This is a genomic window from Paraburkholderia sediminicola (genome assembly GCF_046027355.1).
In the GTDB taxonomy this organism is placed as follows: domain Bacteria; phylum Pseudomonadota; class Gammaproteobacteria; order Burkholderiales; family Burkholderiaceae; genus Paraburkholderia; species Paraburkholderia sediminicola_B.
Genome location: NZ_JAQQEK010000025.1, coordinates 44681 through 61994, shown reverse-complemented (window position 1 = coordinate 61994; position 17314 = coordinate 44681). Strand labels below are relative to the sequence as shown.

Genomic DNA, 17314 nt, shown 5'->3' with positions numbered 1-17314 from the left:
ACGTCGGAGAGATTGATCTTCAAAGGCTAAAGCTACGACTATATGCAAAGACCGTCAAACGATTTAATCTACGTTTGACCAGACTTTTTTTCATCCGAAGATGCAACCGTCTCAGCTCCCTTTGACGTCCTTGCGCGCGCTAGAAGCCTCGGCTCGACTCCTCAGCTTCAAGGCGGCTGCGGCCGAGCTTAACGTCACGCCGACCGCTGTAAGCCATCAGATTCAGTATCTTGAAGGTCTGCTTGGCGTACAGCTCTTCGAACGGGTGCACCGCGGTCTCGTGCTGACGCCAGCAGGGGCCGCCTGTCGTCCGTACCTCCAAGCCGGGTTCGAAAGCCTCTGCCACGGGGTCCAAGTGCTGCAACGCTACCCCGAGGACCGCGAGATCTTAGTGAGCGCCCCTCCCTCGTTCACCACGCGACTATTGATGCCGACAACGCATCAATATCTGGCCCTGCATCCAGATGTCGATCTCAACATCACGACGCGAATGAGAACACCGATGGGCTCCAAGTTACACATGGAGGACGATTCGAAGACGCTTCTTAAATGGGCGGAGAATACCGATTTGGTGATCGTTTACGGCCAAGGCGAGCATCCCGATCTGGAAGCAGAGGAGCTTCTACCTCTGTCGATCTCGCTTCTTTGCAGCCCCTCCTTGCTCTCAGAGGGCCGCGCCCTTGCTACGGTAGATGATGTGTTCAACTTTCGGTGGCTCCACGATGAGAGAGGGACAAGGTACGGACAATCCTCCTTTTGGAGTCTTTGGCTGTCCGCCGCCGGGCTTAAGGTCGACGACCCGGGCCATGGCATCCGGTTCACGCACGCATCACTCGCAATTGACGCTGCCGTGGACGGCGCCGGTCTTCTCGTGACGACACCCGCCCTTTGTGTTCCGGAGCTCCAGGCAGGGCGCCTGGTCTCGCCATTCTCGCTGACGGTCGACTTGGGCCTTTCCTATGTCGTTCTCAACCGTCGCTCGGTGCGACCTGCGGTCCAAGAGTTCAAGCGCTGGCTGATCCGGCGGTTTCGCGAGGCTACCTGGTAGAAACCCGCATATTTTATGTTCCAAAAATGGAATACGTTCGCATTTTAGTATGAGACGTCCTTTCCATGGTTTGGAGCGATGAAGTGAACGACTGTTTAAGAGACGAGGCGAAAGCTCAGGTTGCGCACGGAAATGCGGGCGAAGGGGTCGGGGGAACAGTCGCTCACTCTCTCGGGGTGATTTCTCGCAATGACGGGAAGCTTAGAGCATGGTCCCACGTGGCTGCGTTCGCCGAGTGCGACGAGCTTTTATCGAATGTCCATGCAGGTCCGTTGACGGGAACGCCGTTTGGCGTAAAGGACGTGATTGATGTAGCCGGGATGCCAACCCGTTGTGGTTCGCAGGCGACTTCCGATCGCCCCGCGGCGTTCGATGCGTGTAGCGTCGCATTGTTGAGACGCGCAGGCGCTGTTCCGATCGGAAAGACTGTGACAGCGGAATATGCTTTTCGAGAGCCGGGACCAACGTGCAACCCGCACGATAGGACTCACACTCCCGGCGGTTCTTCGAGTGGCTCTGCCGCGGCTGTTGCAGCGAAGATGGTGCCGCTGGCATTAGGCACGCAGACGGGTGGGTCCATGATCAGGCCCGCAGCGTACTGTGGAGTAGTCGGCTTCAAGCCGTCGTTCGGTGCGGTATTCCGGGACGGGTTAAAGGTGACTTGCGAGTCCCTCGATGTCATCGGGTGGTATGCGGATTCGCTAGAACTGGCCGCCACCGTGCTGGAAGTGCTAACGCCGTTCAAGAAACACGAGGTTGACTTAAGGTCGAGGCCGCTACGTATTGCAATCGTGGAGAGTAATCCCGAGCATGAACTGGAACCAACGGGACTGCGCGCATTACGTGAAGCAGCTGAGAGGCTAAGAGGCAGCGGGATTGTGTGTGCGACGGCCGAATCGTTCGACGGTTCAACAGAGCTGAACGAGGTACACCGATCGATCATGGAATACGAACTTGCCCGCAGCCTTGTTCCGGTCGTCTGGCGAAACCGTGAGCAGCTCAGTCCCACGCTGGCATCGGCTATTGACCGAGGGCTCGCAATCCCCGATGAGATTTACCTCGAGAGGAGGGCCCGACAGGAGTTCTTGCGTTCAGACTGGGATCGTATGTTTGGCGATGCCGATCTGATCCTCACTCCGAGTGCGCCTGGAACTTCTCCGAAGGGTCTCGCGAGTACCGGATCCTCAGCGTTCAATAAAGTCTGGTCGGTGCTCGGATGGCCATGTATTCATCTTCCAACCGGCACGGCCGACAATGGTCTTCCAATAGGTGTGCAGTTGGTCGGCAAGTTTAGGTCGGACGGTCATCTGCTCGGTGCCGCCAAAGCGCTGCACGAAATTTTGAGGGCTTAGGGACGTTATTAGAGGAGTGCCACAGCGCGACTTGTAGCGAAGCACCGCTTAACGACGTGAGGATCGCTTGCTGCGAAGCCGCCTGTAGACGGCCAGTACCCGCGACTGCACTGTCTCCGTCAAATGCTGCCGATATGCGACGACATGACGGCCACCCGTCGTCGCCCGCCGATGCCGCGGTCAAGCGCCAACGATTCGATTCTGGTAAAGCAGCTCAATGTTTGTCCATTGCATCTTGGCGTCAGCCTAAAGCCGTCTTTCCGTGCCGGTTGCACATATTCGGAGACTCAAACAGCGAGCGCGTTTCGAGTCCCTAGAAAATCGTAATGGAAGGGTAGTTGGAGTGTTAGATGGATAGCGTGGATCTAGAGGTATTGAAAGCTTGCGTTCATTGGCTTAGCAATGGACGTCGCGCATTACTTGTCACAATCGTCAAGACGTGGGGCTCGTCGCCGCGCCCTGAAGGCGCATTGCTGGTCGTGCGAGATGACGGTGCGGTTGTAGGGTCTGTCTCTGGCGGCTGTATTGAAGACGATATCGTGGAAAGAGTTCGTCAGCGCGGTATCGAGCAAAAGACGCCAGAAGTAGTCACCTACGGCATAGCGGCCGAGGAGGCCCATCGTTTCGGCTTGCCATGCGGTGGAACAATCCAGTTAGTGTTAGAACCTCTGAGCGAAAAAAGTCGGATAACGGAACTTTGCGGCGCCATCGAGCAAGGGCGGCTGATCACGCGGACTGTCGACATGGCGACCGGAGAGGCAGTATTGTCGCTCGCGCAGGCGACGGACGGCATTTCCTTCGACGGCAATCGGCTGAAAGCGATCTACGGACCGAAGTATCGAATGTTGGTGATAGGGGCCGGACAGCTATCCCGCTATTTTTGCCAGATGGCCATCGGACTCGATTACCACGTGACGGTTTGTGACCCACGCGTTGAATATGCAGAGGAGTGGGATGTAGCTGGCGCAACAATTGTGCGAACCATGCCCGATGACACAGTGCTCGAAATGAAACTAGATGAACGGTGCGCGGTCATTGCCCTTACTCACGACCCAAAACTCGACGACCTTGCGTTGATGGAGGCGCTAAAGACTCGCGCCTTTTACGTGGGTGCGATCGGCTCACGCCGAAACAACGCATCGCGACGGGAACGACTCAAGGAGTTCGACCTTAGCGACCAACAGCTCTCACGTCTGCGCGGGCCGGCGGGCGTCTATATTGGCAGTCGCACTCCACCCGAGATCGCCGTATCAATCCTTGCGGAGATCACCGCAATGAAGAACGGCGTGGTGCTGCCGACAGACCTTCAGGTGGAAGCCGCGAAAACGGCCCGGGACATTGAGAGCGACACTCAGACGAGCTGCCGACTATGACCGCTGGTCCGGTGTCGAACCTCGCAAACTTGGTAGCGGTCGAAAACCTATCGCTAGCGGATTCAACAAAACGCTTTCTCGAGGACTGTGCTAGGCCTACGTCGGGTACGAGAAAGGTTCGTGCCGCTTTGGACTTTTCCTAGCGGACCGTGCGACGCAAAGCGTCCATCTGTTCTATCTGTTTAGACGAGATCATGCGTACGCCGTGGGCGGTCATCTCCACTTCATACAAAGCATTCTTCGAAGAAGATCGCGCTTTGCATGCATCAACAATGACATAGACATTGAAGCCCTCCTGGATCGCATCAAGGGCTGAATGCCGGACGCATCCGTACAAAGAAAGACCGGCCAAGAACACCCGTCTTACTTCCAGACCACGCAGATAGCTAGCTAGTCCTGTCCTCGTTAGGCCGTCGTTCTCAGTAAATGCTGAGAATGAGTCAACATCCGCTCGATAGCCTTTGTAAAGCTTAAGTACCGCGCGATCTTGGTTAAGGTCCGGCGGAAGTTCTGCGCCGAATCCCCCACGAATGCAATGATCCGCGAACACCATTTGGGGGCCGTATGCGGTCTCGACTGCTGCCCCGACGCTCAGCCCGTGTCGACTTGCAAAGGACACATGCTCCGATGGGTGCCAGTCTTGCGTGAATACCACCCGGCTGAAGTGCTGAGTTAGCTCATTAATCACGGGAATTATGGCAGGTGCATCTGGGATCGCAACGGTCCCTGATATGAAATCGTTTTGGACGTCGATCACGAGAAGTACGTCCCGCGAGGAGATGCTGATCCTTTTGTTCATTTCCAAGCCCGATCCTGAATGCGCAAAGCGATGCTCCACTGCGTTTATCGTTCATTCCGGCGTTGAATTGCTCGGTCTCGCCAGATGGTCCGACTCGTGCAAAGGTAGAGCACGAGTCCGCAAGATGACCATATCGCGACACCTTCAGTCATTGCTTTCGTTGCAGGACGCCGATCTGTCCGGACCGCTATGCCTGCCTTGGCGGCCTGCCTTGACGGCCTTTTCAGTTGTAGCCGAGCACAGCCGCGCTGCAGCAGTGTGGACCTTCTTCGATACACCGAGCTAAGGTGGCCGTAGGTTCCTTGAGCAGGCTCCGGTAGGCCCCACCATGCCCACGAGGCGATGCTAGGTGAAGCTTGCCGTTACCTGTTGCGCTCCGTTCTGCCTCGATATCTTCCGTGGACTCCAAGGTCATAGCACGTCTCCTTCCATTCTGTTTCGTTTGTGTTAAACGCGAGCGCCGGCTCGCCGACATTGAACCCAGCGACTTGGCACTTGTCCAGCTACCTGGGAAATCCCTTTATGCGCGATAAAAAGCCCAGCTACGTGAGTCGTTCGTTTATTGGCGCCGGCGCAGTTGCCCGCTCCAGCAGTGTCAGCTTCCGGCCAATCTCAAACAAACCACTGCGCCAAAGTTCCTTTTTTGGTACTATATCCAAAAAAGGAAGCCGTGACCAGTGAAGATACGCGCGCACTTACGACGGGAAGCGTAGATGGAGTAAACCATTCGGCTGACCTGGGTGTGGTCAGGAAATGCCCCGCATAAGTCGCGGGCGTGCGTCATGTCCTAACGACGCTGGCGCGGCGATCAATGGTCAGCTAATACAACCGGAGGTTCGATGAACGTCGAAGGAAGATGTCATTGCGGTGCTATACAGTTCCAAGCTACAGTCAATCCTCAAGCATCGTTTATCTGCCATTGCTTCGACTGTCAAACCCTATCTGGCTCCGCATTTCGCCTAAATGTAAGCGCGTCCGCCGAAGGATTTTGCATTATCAAGGGCTGCCCCAAAAAATACGTCAAGACAGCGGAAAGCGGAACGCGACGAGTCCACGCGTTTTGCGACAATTGCGGGAGCCCGGTTTATTCTTGTACGATCGAGAATCCCGAAAAGTACACCCTGCGCGTGGGAACCCTTGAGCAACGGTCCGAAATACCCCGACCATTTCGTCAGACGTGGACCAAACGCCGATTTCAATGGCTAGAGGACTTTGAATCAATTCCGGCGTGCGAAGGGCAGATGTAGTGCTGCGTGCCCGAGTCGCTTAACCCATACAATTGGGAACTGTCGCAGTAAGGCGTTGGGCTATCATGTGACGTCGAAAGCCGAATGATCGGATATCAGGCTGAATTGGGTGATCCTTGAGGAAAACGTGCTTCGTCAGCGCGCGACGACCGATACCACCACTAACAGCGGCCAGTTCGACGTGGTTGTAATGGGTACGTACGAAACGCCGCAGTGGGACAAGCGCGGCTGGCTGGTGCCGATGAGCAATCTGCCGGTCGACTACGACCTCGACGACGTGGTAAAGACCGCGCGCGACGGCCTTTCCTACGATGGCCAACTCTACGCGCTGCCGTTCTATGTCCAGAGCTCGATGACCTTTTATCGGAAGGACCTGTTTCAGGCAGCTGGGCTCAAAATGCCGGATCAGCCGACTTACGATCAGATCAAGCAATTCGCCGACACGCTCACTGATAAGTCCAAGGGTCAGTATGGCATCTGTCTGCGCGGGAAGGCAGGTTGGGGCGAAAACATGGCATACGTGTCGACAATGGTGAATACCTTCGGTGGACGCTGGTTCGATGAGAACTGGAAAGCGCAGATTAATACGCCGGAGTGGCACAAGGCGATTAGCTTCTATGCAGACCTCTTGAAGAACGACGGGCCGCCCGGAGCGAGCTCGAACGGCTTCAACGAGAACCTCACGCTAATGTCGTCCGGCAAGTGCGCGATGTGGATCGATTCGACGGCCGCCGCGGGCACCCTCTACAACAAGTCGCAGTCGAAAGTGGCGGAAAAGATAGGCTTCGCCGCGGCGCCGGTTGCGGTGACGCCGAAAGGATCGCATTGGCTGTGGTCGTGGTCGCTCGCGATCCCCAAGACCTCGAAGTCGCAGGATGCCGCGAAGAAATTTGTTACCTGGGCAACGTCGAAACGGTACATCGAGATGGTTGGAAAGGACGAGGGTTGGGCATCCGTTCCTCCGGGCAGGAAGTCGACTTTTGCACGTCCCGAGTACAAGCAGGCCGCTCCGTTCGGAGAATTTGTGTGGAAAGCGATCGAATCGGCCGACCGAACGACTCATCGCTCAGGAAGGTGCCGTACAGCGGGATTCAATTCGTAGGCATCCCCGAGTTCCCGTCTTTCGGGACCGTGGTGGGGCAAGCGATTGCGGGCGTCGTTGCTGGGCAAACCAGTGTGGACGCAGCGCTGAAGGCGGGCAACGCCGCTGCCGATCGCGCTGTGAAGCAGGCGGGTTATCAGAAGTAAGCGCCCGAATTTGTCCTTCGCGGTAAACGGGCAGCACCGCCTCCGGTCACGGGGTGCTGCCCAACGCACCGCGAGGCGTCACGACGAGTCAACTGAATCCCCCAATCCATTCATCGAGACTTCAGGTGGAACGCTCTCGTGCTGGCAGTCTGCATTCCGCTGACAGTCCGCCTTTTTTTAGGTTTGTTCGGCGCCTGCCCATGTCCACAGGCTTGGAGACGCGCGCCGGCGCGTCAGGGCGTGCGTTAAATAAACCTCAAGACTCGTCGTCGGCCGGCGAGGTCACTAGGTGAATGGCCGTTGTACTCCGGAACGCGCCTTTGGCTCATAACATGGCGACCGGCCGCAACGGGGTCGAGTACAGCCGATCGCCCAACGCTAACGCAAATCGAAATCGCGCCTAAATTGTCACCCGATAGAGTGGGCGAGCACTGTCTTCAATTGCCGGCATGCAGTTCGGCGGACCCTTCGCATGGTGGTGAAAGGGGTTCCCGTAAATGCTCACTCTGGGCGGCCATATTGATTGCAAACATGCAACTAACCGTCTGCCGCGTCTGCATTCTCCGAAACCGCAAACCCCGTCTCCAACAGGCTGCAATCTACACTACCGCAGACCAACACGAAATTTCGTTCCGCCTGACCGGACAGCGCCGCATTATCGCGGTCGCAGAAAGAAAAGTCCGCCTGCATCCGGGTGAACCAGTCAGGCTCAAGGCCTTCGATTTCCAGATCAGGCGGTAGGGGCTGGCTGCCATCTGTCACCAGTCGGTCACCAGTCAATGCGGTGTTTCTCGTCGGTCTCGCGGTGCCGGCGATCGTCGTCGACGTGAAGATACTGACTGGTCGTCGTCAGTGACGCATGCCCGAGGTTATCACGCACGAGTCGCAGATCGACCTGCTGGTCCGCCATGTGGGACCCTGCGCTGTGACGCAGCCAGTGTGCCGATGCCTGCTCGAGGCGGTCCGCGCGCGGCGCATGGTCTTCACCACGCGCACGCAGGGATTGCGCCGCACCGCTAAAAACGTCCTTCACGATCCGGTGCAACGCTGCGCGCGTGAGTGGTTTGAGCGACCGGCCAACCGGCAGCACGAGCGGCGTGTCCTCGCCCGGCGAGGGCAGGGCGGGCAGTCCGCGTGCCCGCCGGTAGGTGCCCAGTTCCGTCATCATTTCTGCGGTGGCGGGCACCAGCCGCTCCTTGCCACCTTTGCCCATCACTTCGAGCCACCAGCGATCCGTGCCGTTTTCGTCACCGCGCCGGAAAAACCGTCCCATCGTGTTCGTGCCGACCTCCGTGATCCGCAGACCGCCCAGATAGAGCAGGGTGAAGAGCCAGCGCACGCGTGCGTGGTGTTCGCGCTCGCGACCGGTCTGCACTGGCATGCCCTGAATCCAGGTCTTGACCTCGAGCCACAACTCGGGCGACAGATACCGGACGATGCGCGGCCGGGCCCGTCGGGCGCGCTGACGCGACAGCGACAGCGGATTGCCGGCCAGATAACCGGCCTGCACGAGCGTAGACCGCAAGAAAACTGACACCTGCCCAGTCCTGACGCAGCAAGGCATAGCCGCTGGCAATTGACACAATTCCCGTCTACCTGCAACGACTCCTCTTCCTGTAGCGCGAGGATCTTCTCGTCGAGCCCATTGTCTGCCATCAAAACGGCGAGACTGAATTGTGCACTGTGCTCACCGGCAGCTCTCGAACGCCCAATAACCCGCCTGATCATAGATGGCCGTCTTGACCATAGCTTATAGTATTCACGGAATGCGGCAACTCAGCCGCGCCGGAAAGCGATCTGGCATCCGTGCGGAGATTCACGCGCACCGCGTGCGTGGTGTTGCATGCATGATTGCAATGACGGCGGTATGACGACCCGGGTTGCGCCGCGGCCGCGCAATCGACTGTCTACTGAAAGCGGCGGGTAAGGCCGCTGCGAAAGATCGTTCATCGAGTCCCATGTCCATCAAATACTATCCGCAGCTTCTTCGCAATCGTCCCCGCACGGTGATCGGCCTCGCGATCGGCGTCGTCGTCGCGCTCCTCATCCCCGGCCATACGAGTCCGCTGACTCGCACGCTGCTCGGTTGGGACGCGGCCGTCTGGAGCTACCTGCTGATGATCTGGGTACATATGGCCCTCACCGAGGAACACCGCGTGCGCGAATACGCGATACGCGACGACGAAAACGCGGGCGTCGTGCTGTTCGTAATCTGTATCGCGACGGTCGCGAGCATCGCCGCGATCGTACTAGAGCTCGCCTCGGCGAAGGGTGCGGGAGGCGCGTCGATCGTATCGCACTACCTGCTGACCGGTCTGACGTTGATGGGCGCATGGTTTCTGATTCCGACAATCTTCACGCTCCACTACGCGCGGCTCTACTACGACACCGACGCCCAGGAAACCGCGTTGAAGTTCCCCGACCACCATTTGCTGCCGAACTACTGGGACTTCCTCTACTACTCGTTCACGATCGCGGTTGCGTCGCAGACCTCGGACGTCGTGCTACGCTCGCGCGAAATTCGCCGCGCGACGCTCGCTCAATCGATCCTGTCGTTCTACTTCAACGTCGCCGTGCTCGGCTTGTGCGTGAACATCGCGGCGGGGCTGCTGGGCTCATGACACTGCCCTTGCGCGGTGGTCGGACGATTTTCACGCGAACGCCACGCGCGTGCCTGATAGTTGCGACGCGAGTGTGCCGCCCAAGCTGCGCGCGTCCACTTCAGGCGGACTCGAGCATCGTCGGTCCGTCCGTGCAAAACCGGTACACGCCGAGGCCTAACTCCGGCCATTTTCCATGCCGCCCCCCGGGAGCGAGCATGACGATGCACGCTTTATCGCAGGGCCGGCCGCCCAATGCGCGGTGGTGTCCAGCGCCCGCGGACCGCCTGACGCCAGCCGCCAGTCGCCATTCCATCGCGTCAATAGTCGACGCCTGCATACGAATATCTCGCCAACTGAATTTCTTCTGTTCACGCTGCAATCCATACCTCGCATGACGACGTGGCATGGGCAATCACCGATATAGCGAGGATATTGATCAATTGTGGCGCGAGGTGGAAAGTGAAAACGCCTCAGATCTGCTCGCCTAATTGCGTGCTGCACCTACGATCTTCACGAATGACCGTTGAACAATCGAAATCGGCCCTTGGGACTTCGACAGTTCGACCGGCAGCAACGGGGTCGACTTCGGCCCGATGCAACATCCGCCATTTTTCATTCGACGAGCGCGACATCCACGTCAACATCGATAGCTACACGGTCGAAGGTAGTGTGACGACTAGGTCATGCTTCCCCGCTCAGCTTGGCCACGCAAGTTGAGTAGATTCCACGTACAACAGGCGATCGATAGTCCAGTCTCCACCCGTTGGTGAACAGTCTTGCCAAGTATTCCGCGTCGGCGAAATCCGGCAGACCTGTCAGGTCGAGCGCCATCTTTTCTGAGAGAGTGCCAAGTTGCACCCGCTCTGACCAGTTGGCCTTCGCGCCGTTTCCGGCAAGCCAGATGCGGGTCGACTCGACGAGGTGATCTGTGCGTAGCCAATCACCGCCGCGCGCCCTGGAGACAAGCAGGGCTATTGCAAGATAGCAGAGCAGTTCGGCGCGTGCTTCCTCGTCCAATCCGGTAGATTCGATCATCCGTTGTACCGCATCCGGCCAGCATTGTGTCGTGCGGCTTTAGCTGCAACGTGAAGACCGGGCGAAGCGTCCCGAACTTCGCATAGTTGCTCGTAAGCGCCGTTCGTCTGGGTGACGTCCAGCATGTCGGTACAGGCAACGATCGCGCGTCGACAGCCGTTCTCGATAACAGTCCCGGCATGAAGACGAATCTCGGTGCATTCGTTTGCTTCGGTTTCGTTCACTGTAACCTCCGTGTAGGGTCAAAAACTGCAGATTTCGGGAAGGCAGCACCAACCCGGGCAGGAGAATGGTCCTCCCGACTCGCGCCAAATATCGACTTTCACGCAGGACCTGCTCTTGCCAGCGTTAAGATCCCCGTCGTTAGTGTATGGCAGCATCAGCGGAATCGAAGCAATTTCGCCGATTTCGCAGCCAGTCGCATATGGTCGATTTCAATCCCCCGATGCCAGTGCACGGATCGTCAACGACCGAGATAGAGTGACGTTGAAATGAGTGAATAAGCCTTCACGACCGTGATCGCATGAATCTCATTGGAACTGCGACCGGGCTTTAAGCGTTCGTAGCCCTGCGAATTGCCGTCCTCAAGTAATTCCACGCATAGCGTCGCCGCGAATGTTTCTGATGCCGGACTGGAGCGGGCGCAGGGCAATAATGTTGGTTTCCTCTCGCGGCAAGCGTTATCGCCGATCTTGACTTCGTAGCGAAAAACACTAGCACTGAAGCTTACCGTCAGTCGAGCTTCCATGTCCCCCGCCGGGACGCCTTCTATTCACCCGGCTGCGCCGCCCCGGGCCGCGCAATACATTCGCATGTCCACCGATCACCAGGAATACTCTCCGCTCTTCCAGCGCGAAGCGATTGCCCGGTATGCAGCCACACACAAAACATACGGATCGTGCGGGACTACGAAGACGCGGGAATCAGCGGTCTCACATTGCGTGACCGGCCAGCGCTGATCCAACTGCTGCTTGATGTGGAAAATCCCGCTAGCAGATTTTCCAGCGTTCTGGTGTACGACGTCAGCCGCTGGGGACGTTTCCAGGATGTCGATGAGAGCGACTTTTATGAGTACACATGCCGCCGCGCTGGCGTGAACATTATTTATGTCGCTGAGCCCTTTGAGAACGACGGCAGTCCACTCTCGTCGGTGTTGAAAGCGATGAAGCGGGCGATGGCCGGTGAATTCAGTCGAGAGATGTCGCGCAAGGTATTTCTTGGCCACTGTTTGAACGTCCAGCGAGGGTTTCACACCGCTGGGCGCGGCTCGCAAACCTCTCGGACTCTCGGCCACGGATTGCAAGATCCTTCAGTTCGCCATGGCGCTGAAGCACGAGCGGCTATCCGCCCACGCCGACGAGCCAGTTGTGTTTGATGTGGTAATTGACGCCGTAGTCCGCGGTAAGCTGGACGCCCGACTGGTAGCGGATAGCCGCATTGTTGCTCGTCGCGAAGTGGGGTTCGAGGTGGTAGTTGCCGGGCGAAAAAGTGAAGCCGGAAGAAGGATTGATCGGTGCGGCAACTCGCGAGTTGCAGGAGGACACCAACATCGCCTTCGCCGATCCTTTCGTCCCGGTTTCGCGACCGGTCCGCGCGCGGGTCACACTGCAGATTTTCGATACCTCTAGGCAGAAAAGAGAAAGAAGCACGGGCGAGCTTAGGCTTGACGTCATGGGCCGAATCAGCTCGGCGCAAAAGCTGACGTCCTGGATGAAGTTCACCTTGGTTGAGATCGGAGCACCAGCGATGGACGAACTGTTAGCACATGCATGGCGGATGCTGCTCCTGGTGCGAGGCATCGCGGGACTACTATTGGGCCTGCTCGCGCTGTTGGCGCCTGGAATTACGCTTGTTCTGCTCATCGCCATGTTCGCTGCGTACGCGCTGTTAGGATGCGCCGCGGCGGTCCTCACAGGGTTCCGGCATTGCTCGAGCCAAAAAGACCGGTGGATTCCATTGCCGCTCGGCCTATGCAGACCGTGATCACTGCAGTGCTGCTGATAGCACTCCGCAACAGTCCGCGCGGCCGGCGGCGTAGCGACTTCTCCGGCAAGCGGAACGGGCCGCTGCACCCATAAAGGCCACGGCGGGGCAGGGTGCCCCTTTATTTATTCGTACGCATTGGGAGTACATCATGAATAAAAAACTCGAAAAGGCTACGAGAACCCTCTCACTTTTGCTCGCCGTGACGGCCACCGTGCTCCCGGCCGGCTCCGCGACGGGGCAGCAGCCCGCAGCCCCGGTCGCAGGCGCGGTGCCTCTCGGCGTGAGCGTCACCCAAACGCAACTCGTAGCGAAGGGGTGGCGTGCATCGAAGCTAGTCCACACGGACGTGTACAACGACAAAAACGAAAAGATAGGACGGATCGACGACCTGATTATCGCGCCCGACGGGTCACTTTCCGTGGCCATCATCGATGTTGGCGGATTTCTCGGCATCGCTGCGCACGGCGTCGCCACTCCGGTGCAGCGGTTCAAGCAGATCACACCGAAGATGATACTGGAGGGCGCGAGCAAGGATGCGCTGAGCAAGCTCCCGGAATTCGAATACGCCAAGGGTTGAAATCAGCCCGCCGATAATCCGATTTTCACCCTTTGCCCAGTTCACCTGGCGCGTGCGCCGCCGGCCGTATAGCGTGGCGCTGCTCGATGAGCGCAAGAAAGCGCATTCGGAGATGCATAACCTGCTTCTGTAACTCTTCGACGAAGGCCGACTCACCGACGGCGAGGGACGTCTGGTTGATTCTACGAATACGATAATCATCGCCGCCAGCAATCCGTCTCGCGGACATCGGCTATGACCCGGAGTTCGGCGCACGCATGCTCAAGCAAAAAATCCCTCAGGAAGGGGAGTCGCAGCTCGCGGATGCCGTTTTGCGCGGCGACGTGCGCGAAGGCGACAAAGTCGTTATGACCTACGACAGGGTGCAAACGCCGTGCTCGTACAGAAGCAATCACCAGAGACGGAGCTCCGAACAAGTCGACCAAGAAACCGGCGCACGTCTGACGCGATGCACGGCCGCAGGCGATGCCGCCTGAACGGCATCGTCCATGCGGCGGAGCCTGGACCAGGCAGGAGAGAGCGATACGAGAGGAAATGGGCGCTTGAAAAGACTGAGATAGGATCGCCGACGTCGCCGTCAGCTTCGCAGCACATTCCCGACGCGTCGGGCTTGGCCCGGAGCGGCAATTGAAACTGCACGGAGGAAAGAAAATGGAAAGACGAACTTTGGTAATCAAGGGGCTGGCGCTAGCGTTCGGAAGCCGCGCAGTTGCCGGCTGCTCTGTTACTTCTGAACGCTGCGTAAGAAAGTGCGGCGAGCGCCGGCAAACGCAAGTCAATCGATTCGGTGATCGACGCGACGCTTGAGCACTTCTACGCGGCCGCTCACGGTTCGCGCGAACTGGTGACAAAGTCGCGCGGCGCGATCGCGCGGAGATCGCGATCCGCGTGGCGTTGTCATCGCTTCCCACTTCTCCTCTTCTGCCTCGCGACCTGGTACCGGTTCGAACGAAGTTGTCCTGTCAAAGCATCGGCACGTCGACGGCCCGAGTGGTTTTACCTGACCACGCTCTTGTTTTTCGTAGACCCGCGGCGTTGCGCTCGGCGACTGGATGGCCGGTTCAGACCGGGGTGGCCTGGGCCTCGGTTACGAATATGGCGCGTTGATCTTTGGAGCCGGACTCATCGTCCGGCTGCCCTCCACTTCCCGGACGAAAATTCCGCGCACTATGCTGGTGTGGGCGTCTTCATCCTGACGCGATCCTGGGGAGCGACTCAGGATGACCTCCTCGAATAAGCCACAGGCGCAGGGGCTGCACGTCAGCCGATTGTATGCGTCCCTGATCCTGCTTGGCTTCATTGTCGCCTGCATCGTGCTTATTTCCCAGCGGGCCACGAGGAGGGAGGAGACAGCTTGATTGAATTGGATGGCATTGATGGTTGGCCAATTGATTGATACCCCGGCCCTATGCCAGGCCCCCATCATTACCTCACATGCGGCACGGGAGTCTCGGTGCATCGTGCCGCCGTTTCGGAGGCAGTTCGCGCACAAACGCAGGAATCCAACATGTCCGGGCAGGAAGAAGGAAGAAGCGCGAGAACCATGGACGTATGCTCTGCCCCAGGCCAACCCGTAGCAAGCTTCTAAAGGAGCTTCGCGAATGAAACGCATCATACTGTTTCTCGCCACCAACCTCGCGGTGATATTGGTGTTTTCGATAGTACTGAATGTCTTCGGCGTCGGCCGCTTCCTGACCGAGAGCGGGCTGAAAGTCAATGCCCTACTCGTGTTCTCCGCAGTGGTAGGCTTTGCCGGTTCGATTATCTCGCTGCTTATTTCAAAGCCGATGGCGAAATTGACAACCGGGGCGCGTGTCATTGACTTTCCACGCGATGCGACCGAGCAATGGTTGGTGGGCACCGTACGGCAACTCGCACAGAAAGCCCGCATCGGTATGCCGGAAGTTGCAATTTTTGAAGGTGGGCCGAACGCATTTGCCACAGGCGCATTCAGGGATTCAGCCTTGGTGGCCGTCTCGACCGGCTTGCTGCAATCGATGAATAACGAGGAAATAGAAGCGGTCCTCGGACATGAAATTACGCATGTGAGCAACGGCGATATGGTGACGTTGACCCTCATTCAAGGTGTGGTGAACACCTTTGTGATTTTCTTCGCGCGCGTAGTCGGCTACTTCGTGGACAAGACTGTCTTTCGCACTGAACGCGGGGTGGGCCCGGGTTTTTACGTTACTGTTATTGCCTGCCAGATCGTCTTCGGTATCCTCGCTTCAGTGATCGTCGCCTACTTCTCGCGCTTGCGCGAGTTTCGCGCCGATGCGGGATCTGCTCAACTGCTGGCTTCACCGCGGCCGATGATCAGCGCGCTCGCCCGCTTGGGTGGGCTTGAACCCGGCGAACTTCCGCAAACTTTCAAGGCATTCGGCATCACCGACAAACCCGGTTGGCTTGGGTTGTTCGCGACGCACCCTCCGATCGACAAGCGCATTGCCGCGCTGCAAGGTCGCGAATAGGTCGGCGAAGTGGTGGGCGGTTTCAAGAGTGAAGCGCAACAGTGGCTAATGAATGGAAGCTGAGGTTATCGCAGCGGTTGCAAGCATACGTTCGAAGACCTCGAATGGCGAATGAAATGCATGGGTAGCGCGAGGTCGGCAGTTGGGGCTGTCGGCGATGGCATCGAGTTCGTCCTGACTGTAGATCGAGAGGTCAGTGCCCTTCGGCAGATACTGCCGCAGCAGCCCGTTGGTGTTCTCGCAGGTACAGCGTTGCCATGGACTATGGGGATCGCAGAAGTACACGCACACGCCGGTGGCGGCGCTAAACTCCTGATGCCGGGTCATTTCCTACCCTGATCGTAGGTGAAGCTCTGGCGCAGTGGGGCGGCGATCGAATTCAGTTTGGCAGTGAAGCCCGCCGGTGCCGAGGCGGCCGTGGCGTCTTCCATATTCACCAGCAGCACCAGGCGACTGGTGCGCTCAACCAGCACGCCGACGGAAGACTGGTTGCCGGCGCCCTTGATGAAGTCGCCTTCCCAGTGATCGGGCATCATCCGGTCCTCGACCTCAGGCGGGCGCACATGGATGCTCACCGTGTCGGGGATCTGGCCGCGCCGGTCAGTGCCACGCTTGCGTGACATACGCGTGCTGTGGCCGTGGCACAGACAGGCTATCAGCTGGCGGCGCAGCTCACCGCCAGGCTGGGCATACATGGCAGTGTAGATGGTCTCGTGCGAGACGTGCTGGGTCGGATCGTTGGGCCACATGCGCTTGAGGGTACCCGAGATCTGCTGGGGCAACCACTTCCATTCCAGCAGGGTGAGTACGACGCGCCACGACACGCTTTGAGGGTGCAGCTTGGGACAGGGGCGCGCAGCCTCGCGCGGGCTCGTGCTGAGTGACTGCGCCGGCGCAGACGCTCAGCCCACGGCAGAACACGTATTTCTGGCCAACTCGCGGCTCACAGTTGATACCGCGCGCCCGAGTGTTCGGGCCATGGCCCGAACACTCGAACCCTGCTGCTTCATGCTTGCAACGGTCATGCGCTCTTCAGGCTGAAGCTGTTGGTACGTTCTTCTTTTTTGCATGTGCGCACCTTCCACGAGAAAGCTGTTGCACTTCAGATTTGATCGCGCCCATTTAATGCGGTCTACGGCAGGTCGCCGTCAATGCCGTCGCAGGTGCGCTTGAATTTCGCGTGCATCGAGGGCCGAGAGGTCTTCGTTAATCTCTTCGAAAATCATCTGACGCGTCTCCTCGCTCAGACGCTCACGCAGCATCCCGAGAAACTTCGGCTCCACGGCAAATCGCAATCGGTGATACCGGTGATGAAGCCGTCCCTGCTCGACGCAGTCGGCGACGGTCTTCGCGAATTTTTCGCGATCCTTCTCGCTCAGCGCCGGTCCACCAGGGACGACATTGACGAGGTCTTCGATTTCCCGCAAGTCCAGCTTAAGTCCCGGTGTCTCGAAGATTCGAGCACGGCTGCCGTCGGCAACGACAACCCAGGTAGTGACAGCCATGGTGCGCCTCTCAGCGTGATCGGTCGCCGGCTCGGCGGCCATCGTACATCGTCGCGTGACGCCAGCGAAC

At 58.4% G+C, this 17314-nt stretch carries 15 protein-coding genes and 4 pseudogenes; 12 read left to right on the top strand and 7 right to left on the bottom strand.

The features are described 5' to 3' along the window. The first annotated feature begins 130 nt into the window (after positions 1-130). The 3 genes from PQR42_RS32905 to PQR42_RS32895 all read left to right on the top strand — a co-directional run bounded on the left by PQR42_RS32905 (position 131) and on the right by PQR42_RS32895 (position 3773). Positions 131-1048: a LysR substrate-binding domain-containing protein gene (locus PQR42_RS32905; protein ID WP_408494598.1), complete on the top strand. Its 918-nt coding sequence runs from the start codon at positions 131-133 to the stop codon at positions 1046-1048. 65 nt (positions 1049-1113) lie between these two features. Beyond that, positions 1114-2400, top strand: coding sequence for an amidase (locus tag PQR42_RS32900; protein ID WP_408494596.1), 1287 nt, complete (start codon positions 1114-1116; stop codon positions 2398-2400). 350 nt (positions 2401-2750) lie between these two features. Beyond that, positions 2751-3773, top strand: a complete 1023-nt coding sequence (locus tag PQR42_RS32895; RefSeq protein ID WP_408494594.1) for an XdhC family protein — start codon at positions 2751-2753, stop codon at positions 3771-3773. A 139-nt stretch (positions 3774-3912) separates the two neighbouring features. On the opposite strand, the gene PQR42_RS32890 is transcribed toward PQR42_RS32895, so the two are convergent. Then, on the bottom strand, positions 3913-4572 hold the full coding sequence (locus PQR42_RS32890; RefSeq protein ID WP_408494733.1) for an isochorismatase family protein: 660 nt from the start codon (positions 4570-4572) through the stop codon (positions 3913-3915). Between the two features lie 839 nt (positions 4573-5411). Here PQR42_RS32890 and PQR42_RS32885 point away from each other — a divergent pair. Continuing rightward, positions 5412-5819, top strand: coding sequence for a GFA family protein (locus PQR42_RS32885; protein WP_408494592.1), 408 nt, complete (start codon positions 5412-5414; stop codon positions 5817-5819). Positions 5820-5910: 91 nt separating this feature from the next. Beyond that, a pseudogene (locus tag PQR42_RS32880) lies at positions 5911-7067 on the top strand (ABC transporter substrate-binding protein); the annotation flags it as partial. A 769-nt stretch (positions 7068-7836) separates the two neighbouring features. On the opposite strand, the pseudogene PQR42_RS32875 reads toward PQR42_RS32880, so the two are convergent. Next, a pseudogene (locus tag PQR42_RS32875) lies at positions 7837-8592 on the bottom strand (tyrosine-type recombinase/integrase); the annotation flags it as partial. Between the two features lie 433 nt (positions 8593-9025). Here PQR42_RS32875 and PQR42_RS32870 point away from each other — a divergent pair. After that, the gene (locus PQR42_RS32870) at positions 9026-9688 is read left to right on the top strand and encodes a DUF1345 domain-containing protein (protein WP_408494590.1); all 663 of its coding nucleotides are present in this window, start codon (positions 9026-9028) and stop codon (positions 9686-9688) included. Positions 9689-10351: 663 nt separating this feature from the next. Here PQR42_RS32870 and PQR42_RS32865 read toward each other — a convergent pair. The 3 genes from PQR42_RS32865 to PQR42_RS32855 all read right to left on the bottom strand — a co-directional run bounded on the left by PQR42_RS32865 (position 10352) and on the right by PQR42_RS32855 (position 11453). Continuing rightward, positions 10352-10705, bottom strand: coding sequence for a hypothetical protein (locus PQR42_RS32865; protein ID WP_408494588.1), 354 nt, complete (start codon positions 10703-10705; stop codon positions 10352-10354). Then, positions 10702-10929, bottom strand: coding sequence for a hypothetical protein (locus PQR42_RS32860; protein WP_408494586.1), 228 nt, complete (start codon positions 10927-10929; stop codon positions 10702-10704). Before PQR42_RS32860 ends, PQR42_RS32865 begins: the two co-directional genes overlap by 4 nt. Positions 10930-11168: 239 nt before the next feature. Next, positions 11169-11453: a hypothetical protein gene (locus PQR42_RS32855; RefSeq protein ID WP_408494584.1), complete on the bottom strand. Its 285-nt coding sequence runs from the start codon at positions 11451-11453 to the stop codon at positions 11169-11171. Between the two features lie 150 nt (positions 11454-11603). Here PQR42_RS32855 and PQR42_RS32850 point away from each other — a divergent pair, with 150 nt between their 5' ends. From PQR42_RS32850 to htpX, 6 genes and pseudogenes are all read left to right on the top strand, one after another. Next, positions 11604-12080, top strand: a complete 477-nt coding sequence (locus PQR42_RS32850; protein ID WP_408494582.1) for a recombinase family protein — start codon at positions 11604-11606, stop codon at positions 12078-12080. 98 nt (positions 12081-12178) lie between these two features. Then, positions 12179-12688: a DUF308 domain-containing protein gene (locus tag PQR42_RS32845; RefSeq protein ID WP_408494580.1), complete on the top strand. Its 510-nt coding sequence runs from the start codon at positions 12179-12181 to the stop codon at positions 12686-12688. Between the two features lie 151 nt (positions 12689-12839). Further along, positions 12840-13268 (top strand): PRC-barrel domain-containing protein, encoded by a 429-nt coding sequence (locus tag PQR42_RS32840; RefSeq protein ID WP_408494578.1) that lies wholly within the window; start codon positions 12840-12842, stop codon positions 13266-13268. Positions 13269-13305: 37 nt separating this feature from the next. Then, a pseudogene (locus PQR42_RS32835) lies at positions 13306-13482 on the top strand (AAA family ATPase); the annotation flags it as partial. Positions 13483-13525: 43 nt separating this feature from the next. After that, positions 13526-13744, top strand: coding sequence for a hypothetical protein (locus PQR42_RS32830; protein WP_408494576.1), 219 nt, complete (start codon positions 13526-13528; stop codon positions 13742-13744). A 1125-nt stretch (positions 13745-14869) separates the two neighbouring features. Further along, the gene (htpX, locus tag PQR42_RS32825; RefSeq protein ID WP_408494574.1) at positions 14870-15739 is read left to right on the top strand and encodes a protease HtpX; all 870 of its coding nucleotides are present in this window, start codon (positions 14870-14872) and stop codon (positions 15737-15739) included. A 45-nt stretch (positions 15740-15784) separates the two neighbouring features. Here the strand turns inward: htpX and PQR42_RS32820 are convergent. Further along, positions 15785-16809, bottom strand: a pseudogene (locus tag PQR42_RS32820) (IS30 family transposase). 78 nt (positions 16810-16887) lie between these two features. Next, positions 16888-17286, bottom strand: coding sequence for a host attachment protein (locus PQR42_RS32815; RefSeq protein WP_408179898.1), 399 nt, complete (start codon positions 17284-17286; stop codon positions 16888-16890). Positions 17287-17314 lie beyond the last annotated feature (28 nt).